The 22,035-nt window shown below is 61.9% G+C and carries 23 protein-coding genes; 8 read left to right on the top strand and 15 right to left on the bottom strand.

Going from position 1 to position 22,035, the window contains the following annotated elements; translation table 11 throughout:
- Window positions 1–4 precede the first annotated feature (4 nt).
- Window positions 5–739, top strand: a complete 735-nt coding sequence (locus tag QZY44_RS32420; protein ID WP_295457400.1) for a hypothetical protein — start codon at window positions 5–7, stop codon at window positions 737–739.
- The gene (locus QZY44_RS32425) at window positions 667–1,581 is read left to right on the top strand and encodes a tetratricopeptide repeat protein (protein ID WP_295457488.1); all 915 of its coding nucleotides are present in this window, start codon (window positions 667–669) and stop codon (window positions 1,579–1,581) included. Before QZY44_RS32420 ends, QZY44_RS32425 begins: the two co-directional genes overlap by 73 nt.
- Window positions 1,582–1,588: 7 nt before the next feature.
- Here QZY44_RS32425 and QZY44_RS32430 read toward each other — a convergent pair whose 3' ends face one another.
- The 15 genes from QZY44_RS32430 to acnB all read right to left on the bottom strand — a co-directional run bounded on the left by QZY44_RS32430 (window position 1,589) and on the right by acnB (window position 15,450).
- Entirely contained in the window at window positions 1,589–2,254 is a 666-nt protein-coding gene (locus QZY44_RS32430; protein ID WP_295457403.1) for an ABC transporter ATP-binding protein, read from the bottom strand.
- Window positions 2,251–3,411, bottom strand: a complete 1,161-nt coding sequence (locus QZY44_RS32435; protein WP_295457407.1) for an ABC transporter permease — start codon at window positions 3,409–3,411, stop codon at window positions 2,251–2,253. Before QZY44_RS32435 ends, QZY44_RS32430 begins: the two co-directional genes overlap by 4 nt.
- The gene (locus tag QZY44_RS32440) at window positions 3,408–4,427 is read right to left on the bottom strand and encodes an efflux RND transporter periplasmic adaptor subunit (protein ID WP_295457410.1); all 1,020 of its coding nucleotides are present in this window, start codon (window positions 4,425–4,427) and stop codon (window positions 3,408–3,410) included. Before QZY44_RS32440 ends, QZY44_RS32435 begins: the two co-directional genes overlap by 4 nt.
- A complete protein-coding gene (locus tag QZY44_RS32445; protein ID WP_295457413.1) occupies window positions 4,424–5,971 on the bottom strand; it encodes an ATP-binding protein in 1,548 nt (515 codons plus the stop codon). The genes QZY44_RS32440 and QZY44_RS32445 overlap by 4 nt, the downstream gene beginning before the upstream one ends.
- 3 nt (window positions 5,972–5,974) lie before the next feature.
- Window positions 5,975–6,514, bottom strand: a complete 540-nt coding sequence (locus QZY44_RS32450) for a hypothetical protein (protein WP_295457417.1) — start codon at window positions 6,512–6,514, stop codon at window positions 5,975–5,977.
- 4 nt (window positions 6,515–6,518) lie between these two features.
- The gene (locus QZY44_RS32455) at window positions 6,519–6,920 is read right to left on the bottom strand and encodes a GNAT family N-acetyltransferase (protein ID WP_295457420.1); all 402 of its coding nucleotides are present in this window, start codon (window positions 6,918–6,920) and stop codon (window positions 6,519–6,521) included.
- Between the two features lie 36 nt (window positions 6,921–6,956).
- Complete coding sequence (locus tag QZY44_RS32460; RefSeq protein WP_295457423.1) at window positions 6,957–7,484, bottom strand: YccF domain-containing protein; 528 nt, start codon at window positions 7,482–7,484, stop codon at window positions 6,957–6,959.
- Complete coding sequence (locus tag QZY44_RS32465) at window positions 7,457–8,344, bottom strand: phosphate-starvation-inducible PsiE family protein (RefSeq protein ID WP_295457426.1); 888 nt, start codon at window positions 8,342–8,344, stop codon at window positions 7,457–7,459. Before QZY44_RS32465 ends, QZY44_RS32460 begins: the two co-directional genes overlap by 28 nt.
- 76 nt (window positions 8,345–8,420) lie before the next feature.
- Window positions 8,421–8,882: a TerB family tellurite resistance protein gene (locus QZY44_RS32470; RefSeq protein WP_295457428.1), complete on the bottom strand. Its 462-nt coding sequence runs from the start codon at window positions 8,880–8,882 to the stop codon at window positions 8,421–8,423.
- Between the two features lie 91 nt (window positions 8,883–8,973).
- The gene (locus QZY44_RS36055; RefSeq protein ID WP_365305754.1) at window positions 8,974–9,258 is read right to left on the bottom strand and encodes a DUF2442 domain-containing protein; all 285 of its coding nucleotides are present in this window, start codon (window positions 9,256–9,258) and stop codon (window positions 8,974–8,976) included.
- A 66-nt stretch (window positions 9,259–9,324) separates the two neighbouring features.
- Entirely contained in the window at window positions 9,325–9,918 is a 594-nt protein-coding gene (locus QZY44_RS32475) for a hypothetical protein (protein ID WP_295457430.1), read from the bottom strand.
- Window positions 9,919–10,142: 224 nt separating this feature from the next.
- A complete protein-coding gene (locus tag QZY44_RS32480; RefSeq protein WP_295457433.1) occupies window positions 10,143–10,586 on the bottom strand; it encodes a hypothetical protein in 444 nt (147 codons plus the stop codon).
- Window positions 10,587–10,860: 274 nt separating this feature from the next.
- Window positions 10,861–11,097, bottom strand: coding sequence for a YgiT-type zinc finger protein (locus QZY44_RS32485; protein ID WP_295457436.1), 237 nt, complete (start codon window positions 11,095–11,097; stop codon window positions 10,861–10,863).
- Window positions 11,098–11,291: 194 nt separating this feature from the next.
- Window positions 11,292–12,299 carry a toll/interleukin-1 receptor domain-containing protein gene (locus QZY44_RS32490; protein WP_295457439.1) on the bottom strand — a complete coding sequence of 336 codons (1,008 nt, stop codon included), beginning with the start codon at window positions 12,297–12,299 and terminating at the stop codon, window positions 11,292–11,294.
- A 562-nt stretch (window positions 12,300–12,861) separates the two neighbouring features.
- A complete protein-coding gene (acnB, locus tag QZY44_RS32495; RefSeq protein ID WP_295457442.1) occupies window positions 12,862–15,450 on the bottom strand; it encodes a bifunctional aconitate hydratase 2/2-methylisocitrate dehydratase in 2,589 nt (862 codons plus the stop codon).
- A 252-nt stretch (window positions 15,451–15,702) separates the two neighbouring features.
- On the opposite strand from acnB, the gene QZY44_RS32500 reads away from it, so the two are divergent.
- The 6 genes from QZY44_RS32500 (at window position 15,703) to QZY44_RS32525 (ending at window position 22,027) form a co-directional block, all read left to right on the top strand.
- Window positions 15,703–16,752, top strand: a complete 1,050-nt coding sequence (locus tag QZY44_RS32500; protein WP_295457444.1) for a DUF4325 domain-containing protein — start codon at window positions 15,703–15,705, stop codon at window positions 16,750–16,752.
- A 34-nt stretch (window positions 16,753–16,786) separates the two neighbouring features.
- Window positions 16,787–18,460: a diguanylate cyclase gene (locus tag QZY44_RS32505; RefSeq protein ID WP_295457448.1), complete on the top strand. Its 1,674-nt coding sequence runs from the start codon at window positions 16,787–16,789 to the stop codon at window positions 18,458–18,460.
- 5 nt (window positions 18,461–18,465) lie between these two features.
- Window positions 18,466–18,855, top strand: coding sequence for a hypothetical protein (locus QZY44_RS32510; protein WP_295457451.1), 390 nt, complete (start codon window positions 18,466–18,468; stop codon window positions 18,853–18,855).
- 102 nt (window positions 18,856–18,957) lie between these two features.
- Window positions 18,958–19,923 carry a lipid A biosynthesis acyltransferase gene (locus QZY44_RS32515; protein WP_295457454.1) on the top strand — a complete coding sequence of 322 codons (966 nt, stop codon included), beginning with the start codon at window positions 18,958–18,960 and terminating at the stop codon, window positions 19,921–19,923.
- Between the two features lie 85 nt (window positions 19,924–20,008).
- Window positions 20,009–20,755 carry an ABC transporter substrate-binding protein gene (locus QZY44_RS32520; protein ID WP_295457457.1) on the top strand — a complete coding sequence of 249 codons (747 nt, stop codon included), beginning with the start codon at window positions 20,009–20,011 and terminating at the stop codon, window positions 20,753–20,755.
- A 24-nt stretch (window positions 20,756–20,779) separates the two neighbouring features.
- Window positions 20,780–22,027, top strand: a complete 1,248-nt coding sequence (locus tag QZY44_RS32525) for a sensor domain-containing diguanylate cyclase (RefSeq protein ID WP_295457460.1) — start codon at window positions 20,780–20,782, stop codon at window positions 22,025–22,027.
- The last annotated feature ends 8 nt before the right edge of the window (window positions 22,028–22,035 follow it).

Genomic DNA, 22,035 nt, shown 5'->3' on the forward strand with positions numbered 1-22,035 from the left:
CTCAATGACGCACTGCACGCCGCCGGTCTGGCCGTGCTGCCCATCGTCATCGAGACGGCCGACCCGCTTCGTGGAGCAGTTGGCCGCCGCTGGCGCCGAACTTCAGACCGACATGGCACTGGACCTGGTCATCGCCCACCGCACGGACGCCGAGCGCGCCCTGCTACGCCGGCTGTCGGCCTACCGCACCCCGGTCCCGATCGAGGGCATCGTCAAGCTCGGGCTTGACCTGCCCGAGCCGCGTCGGCTCTTGGACGGACTGCTGGCGGTCTCGCTCATCGAGCAGCGGGAGGCGCCGGACTTGCTGGCCCGGGAATACCAGTGCCCGGCGACGGTCGCCGATTGGCTTGCGCGGCAGCCCGGCGGCGGGTTGGAGGCGAACTGGCTTGGGGTGGCGGCGGACTTTCAGCTTTATCTGTTCCGCACTGCCCGGCAGACCTTCGATCAGGCGGTCGCGGTCCATGAGGCGCTGCGGGCCGCCGGCCGTCGGGATGAGGCGGACCGGTGGGTGCTTGATCGGGTCGTCGGGCCGATGAACCGGGCCGGGCTCTATGCGGCATGCTCAAGGATTGGCTGCCGTCGGTCTGCGAGTCGGTCGAGCCCAAGACCCGGGCCAAGGCGCTGGGTCAGACTGGCAATCAATATCTCGATCTCGGCGACTACCAGATCGCGTTCGGCTATCTGCAAGACGCGTTCGCCATCCGGCAGGAGATCGGTGATTGCGCGGGCGAGGGCGTGACGCTCAACAGCCTCTCGCAGATCCATCTGGTCCGCGGCGAGCTGAACCGGGCGCTCGACCTTCTCCAATGCGCGCTTGCCATCCAGCAGGAGATCGGCGACCGCGCGGGCGAGGCCACAACGCTCAACAGTATCTCGCAGATCCATGATTTCCGGGGCGACCTTGAGCAGGCGCTTGAGTACCTCAAACGGTCGCTTCCGATCCGCACTGGTGAGGGTGTTACGCTCTGCAACATCGCGACTATCCATCAGGACCGGGGTGACTCGGACCAGGCATTCGACTTGCTAAGACGCTCACTCGCCATCTATCAAGAGATCGGCTACGCCGCCGGTCAGTGTATGACCCGGACCAACATCGGCCTCGTGCAATGGGAAAAGGGCGAACCGCAGGAGGCGCTCAAGACCTGGACCTTGGCCTACCGGCAGGCCCGGTCCCACGGTCTGGCCGAAGCACTGCAAGCGCTTGAAAGGCTGGCGCCCCAGATCGGCTTGTCGGACGGACTCGCCGGCTGGGAGTCCGTGGCGCGCCGTACTCCTATGTCACGCCCTTTCAGGGCTGAGCGGGTGATGCGGGCTGTCCCAGGGCGTTGCCCTGGGCTGGTATGTCACGCCCCTTCGGGGCTTTACGCATCCCTCAAACTTTCTGGTGACACCGCTTTGCGGTGTCACCCATGTGTCAGGCGCTCCGCGCCGGGAGTTCCCGCCCCGGTGCCGGAGCCCCTGGCGCCACGGCGCTGCCAAACGCTCGGGGCGCGAAGCGCCCAACACACGCGTGACACCGCTCGAGCGGCGTCACGAGAGGCTGCGGTGTCACGAGAGGCGACCGAGGGGCGTCGGCGCTGAGCCGTGCTCAGAGGCCGATCCGCCCATCCTCAATGCGCACCACGCGGTCCGCCAGTTCGCCGACCCGCGGGTCATGGGTCACGACCACCACCGCCCGACCCTGTTCGTGGGCCAAGTCGGCCAGCAGCTTGACCACGGTGCGGCCGGTGACTGAGTCCAGGGCGGCCGTAGGTTCGTCGGCCAGCAGGATGGGCGGGTCGCCGGCCAGTGCGCGGGCGATGGCGACGCGCTGCTTTTCACCGCCGGACAGTTGGCGGGGGTAGTTGCGTAGCCGCCCGCGCAGGCCGACGCGATCCAGGAGTTCGGCCGCCTCGCCCAGGTCCCGGCCCTTGAGTTCCAGCGCAACCTGGATGTTCTCCGCCGCGGTGAGCGCCGGAAACAGGTTGTAGCTCTGGAAGATGAACCCCATTCGCCGCAGGCGCAGCTGCGCCAGTTCATGGTTGGACAACCCGGCGAGCGGCTGCCCTTCCACCCACACCGCGCCCGCGGTGGGATGCAGCAGGCAGCCCAAGAGCATCAGCAGCGTGGTCTTGCCGCTGCCCGACGGCCCCATCAGCGCCAGGATCTCCCCGGCGCTGGCCTGGAAGTCCACGGCGTCAAGGGCGCGCACGGCGGTGTCGCCGGTGCCGTAGACCATGGACAGACCGCGGGTCTCCAAGGCCGGCGCGCTCATCGCTGAAAGACCATCGCCGGGTCGATGCTCATGGCCTTGCGAATGGAGGCAACCGAGGCCAGGATGCACATCACGAGCGTGATGACATAGAGCACGACGGTCCACCGCGGCGGGACCAGGATGGCGGCGGCGCTGAACTCGCTGCCCTTGGCGATCATGAGTGAGACGGCGATGCCGGGCAGCCCACCCAGCGTGGCGCTGATCACCGCCTGACTGAGGATCACCTTGTAGATGAAGGCGCGCGGTGCGCCCATGGCGCGCAGGGTACCGAATTCCGGCAGGTGATCGACGGTGGTGGCATAGAGCACTTGGGCGACGATCACCACGCCCACGAGTAGCCCGAGCACGGCCGACATCAGTACCGAGGCCCCGGCTCCGGTGGTGAACATCCAGTAGTCGCGGGTGCGGGCGGCAAAGTCCGCGCTCAGATAGACGTCGGTCCGCGGCAGGATGCGGGCCAGTGCATCGCGCACTTGCGTCGGGTCCGCGTCGGGGCGCAGCCGCCCGATGACATAATTGGTCTTGTCATCGGCGAACCCGCTCAGGTGTTGGGCGCTGCGGTAGGAGGCGAAGACCCAGGGGGACGTCGTGAAGGAGCGGATGCCCTGGGTGACCCCGACCAGCAGGGCGCGCCGATTGTTGATCTCAACCTGGGTGCCGACCCTGCCGACGCCGAGTTTGTCCATGTAGACCCGGTCGGTCATTACCGCATCCGGGCGCCGCAAGTCCTCGAGCCGGCCCTCGACGATATGCCAGGGGCCGGCGAGACCAGTGTTGAGGTCCGAGCCGAGTAAGATGATGCTCTCGTTGCCCCCGTCGGGCTTCTTCCACAACATGAACTGGACCAGCAGTGCCTCGGCCTGGGCGACCCCCGGAACGGAGCGCGCGAGGTAGAGCTCGCGCTCGCTGATGGGCAGGGTGACCTCGAAGTTCTGGGAACCCTTGCCGACAATCCAGAAGTCCGCCCTCGTGTGGTTGATGATGGTGGTGGTGCTGTCTGAGAAGCCCAGGAAGAGCCCCATCTGCATGGCGATCAATACCACCGCGAAGATGATCCCCACCAGGGTGACGACAAAGCGCGAGCGGTCATGGGCGAGGTTGCGCCAGGCGAGCAGCCCGGCCATCCCGGCGCCCCAATGCGAGCGGCCGCCCGTCATGGTGAGGGGATCGCGATCGTGGTGTTCACCCGCAAACCAACCGGGATATCGACGCCCGGCGCCAAGTCGATCAGGACCTCCAAAACGCGGTTGTCCTTGCGTTCGGCCGGATCGTCCGAGGTGATCTGTTTGCGTCCCATCAGGTTGCCGATGCGTCCCACTTTCCCTGGAATGCGGCGCTCCCCATAGGCGTCGGCCTGGATAGTGGCGTCCTGGCCGAGGCGCAGCAGCGCGATATCGGCCTCGTCCACCTCGGCGCGGACCCGCAGGTGCGCGATGTCGCCCACGGCCATGATTGGGGTGTCGCCCATCTCGGTGACCTGCTCACCGGCGCGCCGGAAGCGGCGCAGGACCACCCCGTCGATGGGGCTGCGGATGAATGACTTTTCATAGATTGCCCGCGCCAAGGCGAGTTGCGCCTGTGCCTGCGCCAGTTCGGCCTCTGCCTTGGCCTGCTCGTCCGCTCGCGCCGGGCTGTCCACCACGGCCAGGTGGGCGCGCAGCCGCGCGAGTTGGGCGTGGGCCACCTCCAGCGCGCTGCGGGCGTTGTCCAGGTCCTGGCCGCTGCCCAGGTGTTTCTCGGCCAGCCCCTGTTGACGGGCGAGTTCGCGCTCGGTGCGGGCCAGGACCGCTTGGGCCTCGGTGACCGCGGCGGCCGTCTCCTCCCGTTCCGACGGACGCGCCCCGTTGATCACCCGGTCCAGGGAGGCCCGCGCGATCCCCACCGCGGCCTCCGCCGCCTGGACCCGTGCCAAGTGATCTGCGTTCTCCAGGGTCGCGACGACCTGGCCCTTCTTGACCGGTTGACCTTCATCCAACATCACGTCCGCGAGCCGGCCGGTCATGGCCGCAGCGATGCGGATTTCCTCCGAGATGGGCTCCACACGCCCGAGGGCGGCAATCTGGGTGCGCGGCGCCGGGCTGGGCAACTCACTTGGGGGCACGGTCGGGGTCGCCGCGTGGGTTGGGACGGTGCCGAGCAGCACAGTAAGCACGAGCAGGTGAAGCGTCCTCACTGAGTTTCCACCTCGAGTCCCACCAAGGCGCGTTGCTCCCGACTGAATTCGATCCCGATCAGATGCATCGGCTGACCCGCCGCTCGGTATTTGTCGGCATAACCCCGGTCCTTGATCTGCTGCAAGGCCCTCCCCGCGGGTTCTAATTCCACCACTTTGAACTCAAATAGCCAGATCCGGTCATTGAACTTGAGCGTGAGATCGATGCGGCCCAGACTGGTCGCATCCTCCGCCGTCAGGTCGAGCCCCAGGGCGGCCAAATGGCTGTAGAAGACGCTGGCGTAGTAGCCCTCGTAGTGGGCGATCGGATTGCCGGTGTACCACTGATACGGAATGCCCGCGAAGAGGCTGTCGAGATGGGCGCGCAGCGCTGCGAAGTCACCCGCCACCAGTACGTCATAGAGTCGGCTGGCCAGCTCACTGGCGCGCCCCGGCTGCCCGATCAGGGACTTGGCCAGGCTGTCATTCAGCGCCATCTCCACCTCCAGGTTGGGATAACCCAGGGTATATTCGAGCCGCGCACCGATCCGCCGGGAGCCGGTGAAGGTGAGATAACCGGTCTGCCACAGCAGGGCCTCAGTGCCCAGGTGGTCCACATCGAAGGCCGACAGCAGCGCCTCGTCGGCGCGCAGCCGGGCGAGTGTCGGGGTGAAAAAGCCGCGCTCGGTGAGCAGGTCTACCAGGAAGGTCGGGGTGCCGGTCTCGAACCACCAGGTGCGGAATTCGCGCTCCTGAAAGAGCAGCAGCAGGTCGAATGGATTGTAGACCGCCTCACCGGTCCAGTTGTAGCCATTGTACCAGCGGCGGATCATGTCCCGGTCCAGTCCGGCGAGCTCGGGTGCGAATACCGTGTCCACATCCTGCTCAGTATAGCCGCACAGGGCGGAATAGTCCGCGGATACCGTAATATCACGCAGGTTGTTGAGCCCGGAAAAGATGCTGACCTTGCTGAATTTGCTCACCCCGGTCAGAAAGACGAAGCGGATGTGCGCGTCCTGGTCCTTGATGACCGAATAGAGGTTGCGTAGTCCATCGCGCATGGCGCGGGCGGCGTCGGGGTCGGTGAGGTTGTCGAGGATCGGCTTATCGTATTCGTCCACCAGCACCACTACCCGTTGGCCGGTAGCGGCATGGGCCAGCTCGATCAGATCGCCGAAACAGCCGGCGATATCATCGGTGTCGCGGCAGGTGATGCCGAGCGCGCGCTGATTGCGGTGAAGCAGGTCGATGATGCGTCGCGTGAGCTCGCCCCGTTCATGTAAAACCCCGCCGCCGAAGCTCAGGCGAATCACTGGGTAGCGGATGGTCCAGTCCCATTCGGGGTGAATTACCAGTCCCAGAAACAGTGATTCGTTGCCGGCGAAGAGTTCCCCAAGGGTGTCGAGCAGCAGCGACTTGCCAAAGCGGCGCGGGCGCGACAGGAAATAGTGGCTACCCTCGTCGATCAATTGCCGGATGAAGCCGGTCTTGTCCACGTAGTAGTGGTCGTCCCCGCGGATCTTGGCGAAGGTCTGAATCCCGATAGGCAGTTTGCGGCGGTGCATGGTCTACCACCTCATGAACGGAGGCGCACTGAACGGATGCGCGGAAAACCACTCTCTCGCGCCTTTCATCAGAAATTTGTGAAAGCCATGGTTGGGTAGCGCCGCCTTCACCTGCCTGATGTACGCGCGTGGGATGCCGCAGGTGAATACGCCAAGGGAAAAATCCACCAAGTCGCCTTTCCGGAACAGCTCGACTAACGGGTAGCGATGGTCTTTAACTGAGCGGACCTTATGGTGCAGTTCAATCATCAGGCCAATTTCCTCGGACCAAGATTGCAGCCCGTGACTGGAAAGATATTGGTTTGCCTGGGCGATCGAGGGTGGGATGTAATCGACCGTATGGTCCGACCAAAGCCCAATGTCATGGAAACAGGCCGCAATCGCCAGTTTCGTCTGCTCTTCTTCGGTGCAAGGGCGTAGCGCCAGGCAAAAGTTGAACATCCGGTAAACGTGTCCGCGGTAACCCGCATAGTCCTCGCCAATCCGGTCCTGCCATGCCAACAGGATTGGCTCAATCAGGTCGTGCGTCGTCAAAATATTCATGATGTTAACTATCCTTGAGCATCCAGCCGCGCGGGTTGGGTTCAAAACCGAGCTTGGGGTAATAGTCCTGTGCCTTCGGTGCGGCCAAGAGCACGATCATGCACTCACCCCCCAGTCGTTGTCTGGTTTCCTGGATGAGTTGTTTGCCGATACCCCGTTGCTGATAGTCGCGATCGACAGCGAGGTCCGCGAGGTAAGCAACATAGGTAAAGTCAGTGAGCGTGCGTGCGATACCCACCAGGCGCTCGCCATCCCAGGCCGTCATCGTGAGACTGGCGTTCTTGATCATGCCCGCAAAAATGTCTGGCCGGTCAAGGGGCCGTCGCTCCCCGAGCGTCGAGCGCCGATAGAGTTCGATGGCGGCCTCAACCGTGAGCTTGGCGTCATCCAGGTATGTGATATTCATGCACGGACCCTCTTGTCTTTCCCCTCGTCCTCTTGATTACCTCAGCAGTCTGCGGTCAAGCTCTGCGCCCGCGGCCCGGTCACGTGCCATCGCGGCGAGTTCATGGCTCACCGGTTGCTTGCCCAGCGGAGCGAAGGACACCTGCGCCAGTTTGAAATGCGCGAGCCCGAAGGGGATGCCGATGATGGTGATGCACAGCGAGATTCCCAAGAGCGCATGGGCAATGGCCAGCCACAGCCCTGCCAAAATGATCCACAGGAAATTGGCGATCCCGGTGCCGATGATGCGCGGCTCACCGACGAGCCGGCCGTCGATGAGCTCTCTGCCGAACGGAAATGCCGCGAATCCGGCGATCCTGAATGCCGCCAGGGCAAAGGGTATGCCGATGATAGTGACGGCCATGACCAATCCGAACAAGACCCAAAAGAGCCAGGCGACGATGCCTCCACCCAACACAAACCACAACAGGTTGCCAATGAAAGCCATCAGTACGTTTCCCCTTTCAGTCAGTTGATAACCGCGGGCTTGCCGTTCGCTCAGCGCCGCTGCTGGTCCGCGCCCCACGCCATCTTTGCATCCATCAGCCAATAGACAATCCCCAGCGCCAGGACCACCGCCGCGGTGGCCAGGACATACATGGGCTCGATCTTATGGAAGTCGAAGACAATGACCTTCCGCGCGATGGCCATCAGTGCGGTGGCGATCACGAGTTTGACATGCACCACGTCATCACGCAGATAGAGGGTGATGTTCATGAAGATCTCGATGGCTATCAGTACCGCCAGAAAGGCACCGAAGGCAACGACAATATCACGCGTCTGGAAGTCCTCGAACGAGGGCCGGAAGACCTGGGTGTAGAGGACCATCGCCACGTCGACGACACCCCATAGGATGGTGACGACCATCAATACCGCCAACACCCGTACCGCACCCCGAATGATGCGATGCAGGACATTGATCATCCGGTCTTCCTCGTCGACCCCGAGCTCACTCTGACCGATGCTCTTGAGCCGTTCCTTGCGGAAGTGATGCATCAGGCTTTGCACGATGGTGTTGTGCGCAAGTAGGCGTTCCGGAGTGAAATCCTTCTCGGTGAAATCCCGTAAGCCCTCGATGTCCTGGAGTTCCCGGTCGGAGAGGCGCTTGAAACCCATGCTCCAGTCCGAGTATTGACGCCGCTCGATGGGATGCCGGTGCAGGATATGGAAATCGGTGTGGCGCGGGTCGTGACGGATCCGGTCGAGCAGGCCGTCGATGACCTTTTCCTCGCCCTCCAACACCTGCAAGAAGGTCCCGTTACCGTAGAGCAGCATGCCGGTGACGCCGATGCCGGCGTTACTCTCCCGGCAAACCTCCAACAAGCCCAACAGCTCTTTGGTCGAAAAGGGCTCGATGGCCGAACTGATGTACAAAACTTGAATCATAATAGCTCTGTGAAGGTGCGGCGAAAATGGTCCGACCTCGAATCAGGCATGCCGTTCCCGGACTTCGATATGCCGTTTAGCCCAGTATGCCGTCGCTGACGCGATGCTTGGCCGCAATGAAGGTCTGGTGCGGCACATGAAGCAGGTTCGCCACCTTGCGCACCAGATACTCCTCGTGCTTACACAGCACCAGATTGGTGTAGGCGACCCGCCACAATTGTTCGACCAAGGCCGCCCGTTGTGCTTGGTCGAAATGGGCGTTGATGAGCGAGGTGAACTGGTGGTAATCGGTCGCCTGCTCCCGTTCTTCGTCGGCGCAGGCGATCAGCTCGTGCGCCTGTTCGGGCGAGAGCCCGAAGGATTCGCGTACGGTATCGAAGATCGCCACTTGTTCCTCAGGCGTGATGGCCGCGTCCATGTGCGCCATCTCCAGGAGTAGCGCAGCGGCGGCGCAGCGTGCGGCCTGGGCCGGGTCCCTGGTCGCGGCAGAGTCCGCGACCAGGTATTGATCGAAAAAGGTGCGGATACGGTTTAGCATAGGACCTCTGATGCGTCGATTCTTACGCGGCTCGCCTTTCGGAATGGAAGGCCAGCATGCTTTCAATACTCAAATGATAGTCTATATCGGGCTACTCGATGCCGGTGCCATGACAGATGAAGGTTAAGTTCTTAAGTTCACGCAGGGCCGCCGGCGCGAGATCAGCATACCATTCCATCGGGGTTGAGATCATTCTGCCATCCTCCAACTCGACGTGCAGGAAGCGATCATCGAAATGGACAGCCTTACCTTTGATCGAACCATTCGCCTCGAATGTATCCCTTTTCGCTCTGGCTCCCACGCTACAGCGTGGGAGCAAGGCGCGACGCTCCAGCCTCGCGTGGCGCCACGGGCCGCTGGAGCGGCCCGACGGCATTCCCACGCTGGAGCGTGGGAACGAGAGAAAGAGAAAAGCGTTCTGACCCCTTCTTCCCTTTTCTCGTTATGGGTCTTCGTTGCGGTCTAGCAACGGCACCATTAGTTGACGATAGCGTTCGGTCGGTAAAGAAGCATCGACCTTCCTGAGGCCAACCTGCTTTATCCACCTGACCAGCTTCTGTGTACTAATTTTGCCCGTCTCAGCGGCCGCCTCCTCCGCAATGTCCTTGAGAGTATTCACCGCGGGATCGCTTTCGCCTGCGTTATAGCCAACATCAGAAATAAACAGCAGGCGAGCCATAATTAATGACCATTGAGCTATATCCTGTTGCCTGTGCGAACTAGATGTTGTTGAATACCGGATGTCACTTGCTGCTATCTGTGGTACCTCAGCGAGACGCCTCTTTATCCACCACAGGATATTCAGTCCGCTTGTCCATGTCCCGCCACGCTGGATACATCGATGCGTGTAAGACCTGCCCAAATTAAGTAATGCGAATTCGAGACGCATGCTTGGGCATCGTTTTAATGCTGACAGCGTTGAGATTTTTGTATCGTCAACTCCGTAATCAACAACAGCTTCTCCGGCAGTATCGGTCCTAAGTATTCTTTGATCCTCTGAAATAAATGCTGCATTAGCGATTTCGCCAGTTGCCATTTCAAGAACTGCGTTTGTACTTGGGTATTCGCGAAGGTGTGAAACTTGAAATTGTTCACTGGTTGGTAAAGGAAGATCCTTACGGAAATGCCTGCCGCATGTAGTAGCACTGGAATCTCTAAGAACCACTCTGTGTTCAACGCAGTACCCGAAGGCCAAGCCTATAGATCCATTCTGTAGGCCGTTGAACCAGCAGTTTTCACATGATGCTAAGCGATGCATTTTCATGTGGTTATGCCAAAAATAGTCTTTGTTGCCTGGTCGACTGCCGGCTGGTCCGGGAGATCAGCAAAATCTGCTAGATGTTCCTGGTGTTCTTCGACGTACTGGTTGGCTCGCATAACTTCAAAAGCGCTGGACCATTCCGCCTTTCCATTGCCCTTCCCCTTCAGGAGAGCGAGCAATTCCTTCCTGCTCCGATGGCTGACACCATTTGGTTTCCAGGTCGAAACCGACGTTTGATATACTTTCCCGTTCTTTCCGGAAAAGATTGCCGCGATGTCATTTGACTCTGTACACGACAAATAGGGGGTTTCTCGGCCATGCCCCTCAAGGTAAAGAATATGGCGAACGAGCGAGGGATTTGCGCCATGCGTGGGTGGTGCCACTCCATTTACGCGATCTCCACGATAAAGAGGATCTTTACTAAGCTTCCATTTCTTTGCCACTGCTAACCCTCCAATAAGGCCAAATCACATCTGCCGGCCTTGGTTATCATCCCGGCTACCGCGCTAGCCGCGAGGTCGTTGGTCCGCGTAGCGGGCCCTATGAGCTGCCTGGTCCGCAACGATTTTTCGCTCGCTTCGGCGCATTGCAACCGATTGTTTATGCGATGCTTGCGGCTTAAGTCAGTGCCATTCGAGCCTGGCCCTTTTGCGCTATTTGGTCCAAGGTCACTGATTCGGCGCTCATTTTAGAGAATCCTCTGTATCCCGAATGGCACTAGGCGGCCTCTTGGTCAAAACGAACGACTTCGACGTCGAGCAGTTTCTCAACAAGGTGTTGCCGTGACAGAAGTTCATCGATTGCGTCAAGCGTCTTGGCATGAAAATATCTTTCGCCACAGTCGGTGCATACTTCTGCTTGCACGTTCTCTACGATGTACAGCTTGCCGTTTAACCAATGCTGGCGCTTTACGGCTTTCAGCTTGGTCAGCCCATGACAACGCTCGCACTGCATGGCATTTACCTCATAAGGCATAAACGGTTATGATGATGAGACGCGCTCTGGCTCCCACGCTCCAGCGTGGGAGCAAGGCCCGACGCTCCAGCGTCGCGTGGCGCCACGGGCCGCTGGAGCGTGGGAACGAGAAAAAAAGAAATTGAGCTTGGCCGCTTTTCCCCGTAAATTCACCCTACCGGTGAAATTCCATCCTAAGAAATGAACTTATGGAGTAGATCGAAACATCTTTGTGCTATGTCAGCAGGTGTACCATTGGTGTTGGCAAGCGCCAGGAATGGAGGCTTTTGAAGGGTGTTTCCGAATGTGCTTGCGAAACGGGCTCGAATAATGCTGTGAACATCTTTGGCTGCTCCGGAAGTGGCTGCCATTGGTAGTACTACCTTGTTTTCAAGCAAAGCCAGGACGCCTGCGTACTGAGTATTCTTGCTGCCTCCACAGAGAACGACGATATCTGAATCCGTGATCAATTCGGGAATCCCTTCTTCTCGTTTCGCGTAGGCTGATTCAAGTTGAGTGCCGAAATTATGATGCGCTGAACGCCCTCGGCCGTAGTAGCATGTGAGAAAATCGTGTGGGTTTTTGGATTGCTGTGAAATGGATTCAGTTACGCCACGAGCAAAATGTTCGTCTACCCCAAGTGCCGTGCCGGACATTGCGAGGTACCGATGTGCGCCGATCAGTTTTCCGAACTCGTAAGCAGCGTCAAATGCAATTGCATTGTATTGTGGATCGCGACCGCCAGTAACCATTATTGTAGGATTGGGTGTCTTAAGCTTTGGTGCAGTCGAACTCCCGGTCAGAGTTGCTGTCAGTTGTCCAAGGGCGTGGCGGTATTCGGCGACATTTCCGTGCTTGCGGAAATCGACATATAGTTTGTCGGCAAGGAGCGGCGGAGCCGAATCCCATACGTCGTCAATGAGAAGCGGAATTACGGACGCCGACTTCTTGTTCACTGCGGCTGTGACAGATGTGTTTGTTTCCCAAGTGGCCCACTCGGATGCGAGAAAACTATTCGATATGGCCAACATAACGAATTCGTTGTTAGCTAATCCGTCATTTATCCGGCCGACAATCGACTGTCCGGGTCTGATTTGCTCTTCATCGAGCCAAACTTGAATGCAATTCTCTCGTAGGTCGGCAGTCAATCGTCTGGCGAACGGTTTGTCGACGCTCGAATGGCTTAGGAAAGCGCTCGTCATTGTGTGCCCTTCAATTGTTATAGGTAGACACCGATGTCGGCTGCCCGATGTGTAGCCAGCGAGCAAACGCCTAGCCCGGCGCAGTTGCTACCGAACTTAGAACATTTCCAACGACCCGTCAAGCTACAACGAAAAACGCAGTTCTCTTGGGACTCGTTTCGTGAAATCGGCTGGCAAATTAGGTTTGCAGCTCCGGCGATTCGCGGCTGGCCGAGGCGCCCGCCAGCGGTCTATGCGCACTGGGCAGAGTTGGGCGGTGATACTCCGAAGGCGTTGGGCAGGGCGAGCGTCCAAGTCGGCATTGGGGCCGGGATGTAGGGTACGTTGAGGAACGAACCGCACCGTGGGCGGCTTGGTCATAGATCCGAGGGTCGAAGGTAAGGAGCGGGAAATCTGCTGGACCAAGTGTGTTCGGCGCACAGCGCCAGGATACAGGCGTGACACCGCGCAGCGGTGTCACGAGAAGAATCTCGCAGCGGTGTCACGAGAAGGTGTTTCACAAAAGCAAAACGGCCGGCCGGGGGAGCGCCCAGCGGGCGCTCCCCCGGCGGGCCGTTTTGCTTTACGCCACGCCCTTCGCCGTCTCCGCATACTCCTCGATCTGATCAAAGTTCAGATACCGATACACGCTCGCCTTGTCCGAATCGATGATGCCCATCTCGGCCTGATACTCGGCGAGCGTCGGAATCCGCCCCAGCTTGGACGCAATCGCCGCCAGTTCGGCGGAGGCGAGATACACGTTGGTGTTCTTGCCCAGACGGTTGGGGAAGTTGCGGGTGCTGGTGGAGACCACGGTGGCGCCTTCGCGCACCTGCGCCTGGTTGCCCATGCACAGGCTGCAGCCGGGCATCTCGGTGCGCGCACCGGCCACGCCGAAGGTGAAGTAGTGGCCTTCCTTCACCAACTGGGTTTGGTCCATCTTGGTCGGCGGCGTCACCCACAGCTTGGTGGGCAGGTCGCGCTTGCCATCGAGCAGCTTGGCGGCGGCGCGGAAGTGGCCGATGTTGGTCATGCAGGAGCCGATGAAGACCTCGTCGATCTTGGTTCCGGCAACGGCGGACAGGGGCCTGGCGTCATCCGGGTCGTTCGGGCAGCAGAGGATGGGCTCCTTCAACTCATTGAGATCGATCTCGATGACGGCCGCGTACTCGGCGTCCTTGTCGGCGACGAGCAGGCTGGGGTTGGCCAGCCAGGCCTCCACCGCCTTGATGCGGCGCTCCAGGGTGCGCTTGTCCTGGTAGCCGTCGGCGATCATGTTCTTCATCAGCACGATGTTGCTGGTGAGGTACTCCTTGATTGGCTCAGGGTTCAGCTTGATGGTGCAGCCGGCGGCCGAGCGCTCCGCGCTGGCGTCGGAGAGCTCAAAGGCCTGTTCGACCTTCAGATCCGGCAGGCCCTCGATCTCCAGGATGCGCCCGGAGAAGGCGTTGACCTTGCCGGCCTTGGCGACCGTCAAGAGCCCCGCCTTGATGGCATACATCGGGATGGCGTGGACCAGGTCACGCAGCGTGACGCCCGGCTGCATCTTGCCCTTGAAGCGGACCAGGACGGACTCGGGCATGTCCAGCGGCATGACGCCGGTGGCCGCACCGAAGGCGACCAGGCCGGAGCCGGCCGGGAAGCTGATGCCGATCGGGAAGCGGGTGTGGCTGTCGCCGCCGGTGCCGACGGTGTCGGGCAGCAGCAGGCGGTTGAGCCAGGAGTGGATGACGCCGTCGCCGGGGCGCAGGGCCACGCCGCCGCGGTTGCTCATGAAGGCCGGCAACTCGCGGTGGGTCTTCACGTCGACCGGCTTGGGGTAGGCAGCGGTGTGGCAGAAGGACTGCATCACCAGATCGGCGCTGAAGCCCAGGCAGGCCAGGTCCTTCAGCTCGTCGCGGGTCATCGGGCCGGTCGTGTCCTGGCTGCCGACGGTGGTCATCTTGGGTTCGCAGTAGGTGCCGGGGCGCACGCCCTTGCCCTCGGGCAGGCCGCAGGCGCGCCCGACCATCTTCTGCGCCAGGGTGAAGCCCTTGCCGGTGTCCGCCGGGATGGCGGGCAGACGGAAGGTGGTGGCGGCGGGCAGCCCCAGGAACTCGCGCGCCCGGGCGGTCAGGCCGCGGCCGATGATCAGGTTGATGCGCCCGCCGGCCCGCACCTCGTCCAGGATCACGTCGCTCTTGAGTGCAAACTCGGCGACGGTGACGCCGTTCTTCACGACCTGGCCGTCGTAGGGGAGGATTTGGACGACATCGCCCATCTCCAACGCGGACACGTCCAGCTCGATCGGCAGTGAGCCCGAGTCCTCCTGGGTGTTGAAGAAGATCGGTGCGATCTTGCCGCCCAGGGTCACGCCGCCGAAGCGCTTGTTCGGGACAAAGGGGATGTCCTGGCCGGTCGCCCAGACTACGCTGTTGGTCGCGCTCTTACGGCTGGAGCCGGTGCCGACCACGTCGCCGACATAGGCGACCAGGTTGCCCAGGGCCTTCAGGTCTTCGATGAACTTGATGGGGCCGCGCTTGCCGTCTTCCTCCGGCTTGAAGGCCGCGTCGGCACGGGTGTTCTTCAGCATCGCCAGATAGTGCAGCGGGATGTCCGGGCGGCTCCAGGCGTCCGGTGCGGGCGACAGGTCATCGGTGTTGGTTTCGCCGGGCACCTTGAAGACGGTGACGGTGATCGACTTCGGCACTTCCGGACGGCTGGTGAACCACTCGGCATCGGCCCAGCTCTGGATGACTTCCTTGGCCTTGGCGTTGCCGGCCTTGGCCTTGTCCGCCACGTCGTTGAAGAAGTCGAACATCAGGAGCGTCTTCTTCAGACCCTCGGCGGCGACGGCGGCCACCTCGGCGTCGTCCAGCAGCTCGATCAGCGGGTGTACGTTGTAGCCGCCCACCATGGTGCCCAGGAGCTCGGTGGCCTTGGTCTTGTCGATCAGGTCGACCTTCACGTCGCCGTGCGCCACCGCGGCCAGAAAGCTGGCCTTGACCTTGGCCGCGTCGTCCACGCCCGGGGGCACCCGGTGGGTCAGGAGATCCATCAGGAAGGCGCCATCGCTGCCCGAAGGGTCCTTGATCAGTTCGATCAGATCGGCGGTCTGCGAGGCGCTCAGCGGCAGCGGCGGGATGCCGAGCGCGGTGCGCTCGGCCGCGTGTTGGAGATAGGCTTGCAACATCTCGGGGGCTCCTGTGGAACAATGTGCGGAAGGGCGGTGGGTGCTGAGGACCGCGTTGGCAGGTCTGCAGGCCAATCGGCCATTTTATGCCTTATGGAAGATCGACGCCCAATTCTCAACCTTTCGGAATCAGCAGGCAGTTTAGGGCCAGTGTTGGGGTCTGCGCCAAGGCCCTGGAGATATCTAGTCGTTACAAACGGGGTCTGATAAGTTTACAATCGAACCTTCTAAGTGACGTGAAGGAGGGTTTCGGTGGACATCGCCAAGACGAAAAAAAAATCCCAGGCCATTCGCCGCCACCTGATCGACGCCGTGCGGTCCGGGCGGGCGGATATCGTCGCTGAAGCGTGCGAGCAGTTCGGAATCACCCGCCAAGCCGTCCACCGACACTTCACCCACCTGACCCGGGAGGGCTTCCTGGAGGCTCTTGGCACGACTCGCGGTCGCACCTATCGGCTCGGTCCTAAACGGCAACAATCCGGTGTCTACGCCCTGGGGGCCATCGCGGAGGACCGCGTGTACGCCAGCGACTTCGCCTATATCGTTGACGGGTTGGCGAAGAACGTCCAGGGCATCTGGCATTACGGTTTTACTGAGATGCTGAACAATGCCATCGACCATTCTAGTGGGAACCAAGTTGCGATCACGGCACTTCGTGACGACGAATGGCTGATGCTGGATATTCGGGATGATGGTGAGGGCATCTTCAGGCGCATCGCCCGCTTGATGGACCTCGGCGACCCGCGGGAAGCGATCCTGGAGTTGAGTAAAGGCAAGCTCACGACTGATCCCGCGAACCACACGGGTGAGGGGATCTTTTTTACGTCCAGGGCCTTCGATTTCTTCCAGATCGCCTCCGGCGACTTGGCGTTTAGTCACGACGATAAGTACGAAAAAGATCTTCTTGTTCATCTCAAAGATGAGGCCGGTGGAACCACGGTGAACATGCTCCTTTCGCCAACGACTGAACGCACCCTAGACTCGGTATTCAACGAATACACCGATGCCGAAACACTCGACTTCTCAAAGACCATCGTCCCCGTCCGTTTAGCGCTCTACGAGGGGGTTCAACTCGTCTCTCGCTCTCAGGCGAAGCGCATCATGAATCGCATTGAGCGTTTCACAAGCGTTATACTGGATTTCGAGGGGGTTGACACGGTCGGACGCTCATTCGTGGATGAGATATTCCGCGTGTTCGCACGTAACCACCCTGCGATCACCATCACCCCATTCAACATGAGTCCTGAAGTACAACAGGAAGTGGCGCGCGTCGCCGGCCCGGGGGCCGGGGTGCCGATGTGAATCCGCTACCCGCCATCGCAACGGCTAAACGAACTTGACCATACTCAACCGGCCCACCCAATCGGTGAATGATGCGGCCACCGCGACGGTTACCGCGGATGAAGCGCTGCCGTCCCGCTCGCCTGGCATTACCAGCCGCGTGATGGCCTTGGGCATGGCCGTTATTCTGCTCAACTCGCTCGCTCTGTTTTTAATACTCAGCAATTATCTGCGTAAAGACCTCACCACGCTGACTGCCACCCAACTGGTGACAATCGCCAATTATGTTGCCAGGGGCGTCGACCAGGACATCGTGGATCGCCGGGATATGCTGGAGCATGTGGCCAAACAATTCCAGTTGCCGCTGCTTCACGAGCCGGCACGGTTGCAGGCCTGGCTGGGCGAACGCCACGAGGTCAATCCATTGTTCTCCAGAGGCTTGCTGGTCGTTGATCGGGCCGGGGTCGTGCTGGCGGACTACCCGTCGGTGCCGGAGCGCGTCGGTATGTCGTTCGCCGATCGCGACTATTTCCAACAGGCCATACAAGGCGGCTTCGCCATCGGCCGACCCGTCTTCGGGCGCGCCTCCAGAGTCGCGGTCCTGCCGATGGGCACACCGTTGCGCGACGGCGCCGGCGCCGTCCAGGCCATTTTGGTTGGGGTGTCCGCGCTGCAATCCGCGAATTTTATCAAAGATTTTTATAGCACCCGCGTCGGTGCCAGCGGTGGGCTGGTGCTGGTATCCCCGCGTGATCGCTTGTTCATCGGCTCCTCGACTGATCTGGCCATCACGCTCCAGCCGACGCCGCCCGCCGGCGTGCATCAGCAGCACGATCGGGCGATGCAGGGGTTTCGTGGCGTGGGTATCGATATCAACTCGCTGGGTGTCGAAGAATTGGCCGCCATCGCCTCGGTGCCCAGCAGCGGCTGGTTTGTCGTGGCCCGCATAATGACCAGCGAGTTGTTTGCACCGATCGCCCGTTTGCGCAATTTCATCTTGATCGCCACCGCCATCCTGGTCCCCATTTTCCTGCTTATCATGGGCCTTGGTCTGCGCTACCAATTGCGCCCGCTGCGCCACGCCGCCCAACATGCCGAACGTATGACGCGGGGCGAAATTCCACTCGCACCGCTGCCCTTGATACGCCGGGATGAAGTCGGTCATCTGACGGCGGCATTCAATGGTGTATTGGCCCGGCTGTTGGCCAGCCGGGCGGAGTTGGAGCACAGTGCAAACCACGATGGACTGACGGGTTTGCCAAACCGCCAGCTCCTGGCAGACCGGATGCAGCAAGCGCTGGGGCGCGCACGACGCGGCGAACAGCAAGTCGCGCTCCTGTTTCTCGATTTGGACGGATTCAAGACCATCAACGACCGCTGGGGGCACATTGCTGGGGACGCGGCCCTCTGTGAGGTGGCCGCTCGCTTGGGCTCCGTGCTGCGTTGCGAAGACACCTTGGCGCGGGTGGGCGGGGATGAGTTTGTCATCCTGTTGACCGACCTGGGAGAGCGCGCCGACAGCTTGGTGGAGGCGGTGGCCAAGAAATGCCTCGGCGTTTTTGAGTCCCCGTTTTTCATCTCTGGGCAATGGTGCCGGTTGGGAACCTCGATCGGTATTGCAATCGGTCGTGGCGAATGTGCGGTGGAGGAATTGTTGTGTGTCGCCGACGCGGCGATGTATCGCGCCAAGGAGGCGGGGCGAGGGTGCTTTTTCTGGGCCGGAGAATAGCGTAAGTGGCAGATAATTGGATGCACTCGGGCTGCGTCCTCGCGGCTGCGCTGCTGCTGGGTGCCACGGTCGCCGCCGGCGCCTCCGCGGGTGCCCCTGCTGTCATCGCCTTCGACCTGAACCGTCTGGATGCCGCTGGGCTCCAAGGGCCGCCGGACGGGCGGCGCGCCCTCGACTACGAGTTCTGCATCCCACGGGGTCAGGGGCCGCGGGAGCAGGTAGCGGCGATCGACCCCAGCGCCCGCTTTCAACCGGGCAGTCGCGGGCGGATCGGCTGCGGGTCCGACCAGGTTCTGGTGCTGGGCAACACCCATCAGCCCGATCATCGGCAGATCCTGCAGCGTCTCGCCGGTCTGCCCTATGTGGTGCGGATTGCGGAGGCGCTCTTCGAGTGAGTGTCCGTAGTGTGGACGAAGACGCGCGGAACACGGACGAGAATCGCGGGTAAAATGGGCGCGTAAACTGCGCGTCTTCGCGCGACAACGGCACTTTCCAGGATGACCACTCCCGAGTCCACCCCCCGCCCGGCTTCCACCCCCCCTCAGCCGCTCCTCTGGCACCCCCGGTACTGGCCGAGTTGGTTCGTCGTGGGCATCGCCTATGCCTTGGGTCGGCTCCCGTTTCCGTTGCTGTGGGCCTTGGGCCAGGGGCTTGGGCGGCTCGGTTACCGCCTGGCGCCGGACCGGTGTGAGGTCGCCCGCCGCAACCTGAGCGCCTGTCTACCCGACACCCCACCGGCCCAGCGCGAGCGCATCCTGCGCGCCCACTTCGGCTGGCTGGGGGTCGCCTCGCTGACTCAGAGCGTGGTCTGGGGGGCCTCGCGGGCGCGCCTCAAGCGTCTGGTGCGCATCCGTAATCGTGAATTCATCGACAGCTGCATCGCCGCCGGCCGGCCGGTGATCGTCCTGGTGCCGCACTTTGTCGGGCTGGAATTGGGCGGCGCGGCCTTCACCGGGCTCGTCCACGCCGGGGTCTATATGTACCAGAAGATCCGCGACCCGGTGGTGGATCGGCAGGTGATGCGGGCGCGCCGCCAGTATGGGAGCGTCTCCATCGAGCGCAGCGACGACCTGCGCGGTCTGATCCGCGAGGTGCGTCGGGGCACGCCCTTCTTTTACCTGCCCGATCAGGACGGCGGGCGCCGTGGTATCTTCGTCCCCTTCTGCGGTGTGCCGGCCTCCACCGTCCCGATGCTCGGGCGCTTCGCCGCCATGGCCGGGGCCGTGGTGATCCCGACCTTCGCCCGCTATCTGCCCTGGGGTCGCGGTCTGGAGCTCACCTTCGCCCCGCCGCTGGAGCCCTTTCCCACCGGGGACCAGGCGGCCGATGCGGCCCTGATGAACCGGGTGATCGAGACGCGCATCCGCATCATGCCGGAGCAATATTTTTGGGTGCATCGCCGCTTCAAGACCCGTCCCCCGGGCGAGCCGCCCTTCTACCCGCCAAAACGGCGCCGTCGGTAAGGTGGGCTCCGGCGCCGTCGATCGGCCTGGATGGTCGGGGCACCGGGGCCTCGAAGGGATTGGCTGCTCGGCTACGTCTCCGAAAATGCGTCTGACTATTTTGCTGTTGTCGCTGTGTTGCGCGGTGAGCGCCTGGGGTGCCCAGGCGTTGCAGCCGGTGCGGCTGCAGCTCAAGTGGACCCATCAGTTTCAATTCGCCGGATACTATGCCGCGCAAGCGCAGGGTTTTTATCGCGAGGCGGGCCTCGCGGTCAGCTTTCTGGAGGCGCGCCCCGGGCAGGACCCGGTGGCGGCGGTGCTCAATGGCCAGGCCGAGTTTGGCGTCGGTACCTCCGACCTGCTGCTGTACCGCGCCCGCGGCCTGCCGGTCGTCGTCTTGGGCGTGATCTTTCAGCACTCGCCGCTGGCGTTGCTGGCACTGGATGCCTCGGGCATCCGCAATATCCACCAGGTGGTCGGCCGACGCCTGATGATCGAGGACAATTCGGCCGAGTTGTTTGCCTATCTGGAGCGCGAAGGTATCCCCCGCGGCAGTCTTAACCTCGTGGCCCACAGCTTCGGGACCGCTGAGTTGTCCGCCGGGACGGTCGACGCCCAGTCGGTCTATATCACCGACGAGCCCTTCGTGTTCGCGCAGGCCGGGGTCAACTATTCGCTCTTCACCCCGCGCTCCGGCGGGATCGACTTCTACGGCGACAACCTGTTCACCACGCAGTCCTATTTGCGCGCCAACCCGGGGCTGGTGGCGGCCTTCCGCGAGGCGAGTCTGCGTGGGTGGGTCTATGCCATGGCGCATCCGCAGGAGGTCGCCGACCTGATCATTACGCGCTAGTCCCAGCGCAAGACCCGCGAGCAGTTGCTCTACGAATACGACCAGATGCGCCCGCTGCTGCGCAATGAGCTGATCGCCGTCGGCTATATGTATTCCGGACGCTGGCGTCATATCGCGGACGTCTATGCCGAGCAGGGAATGCTGCCGGCCGATTTTCCACTCACCGACTTCCTTTATGACCCCGAACGCCTGCACATCCCCCCCTGGGTCTATTGGTGGGGCGGCGGGTTTCTACTCTTGATGCTGGTGACCGGGGCGGTCGCGGTCTATATCCTGCGGATCAACCGTCGGCTATCGCTCGAAATGGACCGCCGCCGCCAGACCGAGTGGTCATTCAAGGCGAGTCAGCAGCACTATCAACTCATCTATGAGACCGCCCCCCTGGCACTCATCCTGTTTGATCGTGATCATCGTATCATCGACTGGAATCGTGCCGCGGAACGCATTTTCGGCTGGCCGCGGATCGAAATGCTGGGGGTGGGGCTGGAGCGCTTTGTGCCGATGACCGACCTGGACTATGTCGTCAAGGTGATGGAACAGGCGTGGGCGGGTGGTATCGTGGCCGGTGTCAACCGGAACCTGACCCGCGACGGCCGCACCATTCTGTGTCGCTGGAGCAACGTCGCCCAGCGTGATGGTCATGGCGATCCCATCGCCGTGTTGTCACTGGCGGAGGACATTACCGAGGTCGAGCGGACACGCGAGGACCTGGAGGCGGCGAACCAGGCCCTGCGCACCCAGATCAGGCAGATCGAGAGTCTGCAGGAGGACCTGCGCGAGCAGGCCAGGCGTGACCCGCTGACCGGTCTCTATAACCGTCGCTATCTCGAGCTGGTCCTGGAGCGTGAATTGGCGCAGGGGCGCGACCAACCCTTGAGCCTGATCATGATCGATATCGACCGGTTCAAAGAGGTCAACGACACCCTGGGACACCAGGCTGGTGATCAGGTCTTGACGGCCTTGGCGCAGATCCTGACCGCCACAACTCGGGCCAACGACATTGCTTGCCGCTTTGGCGGGGAGGAGTTCACGGTCGTCCTGCCCGGTGCGGATTTGCAGTCCGGTTGTGCGCACGCCGAATCCTGGCGCAAGGCCTTCGCCGAATTACTCATTCAGACCGACGCGGGGGAGGTGCGCAGTACTCTCTCGGCGGGGGTCGCCGCGTGGCCTGTTCATGCCGCTGAGCGCGGGGGGCTGCTCGGGGCGGCCGATCGGGCGCTCTATGTCGCCAAGGAGGCGGGGCGCAACCGGACGGTGGTCGCCGGTGGCTGAGCGCCGAT

Source organism: uncultured Thiodictyon sp. (assembly GCA_903837595.1).
Lineage (GTDB): Bacteria > Pseudomonadota > Gammaproteobacteria > Chromatiales > Chromatiaceae > Thiodictyon.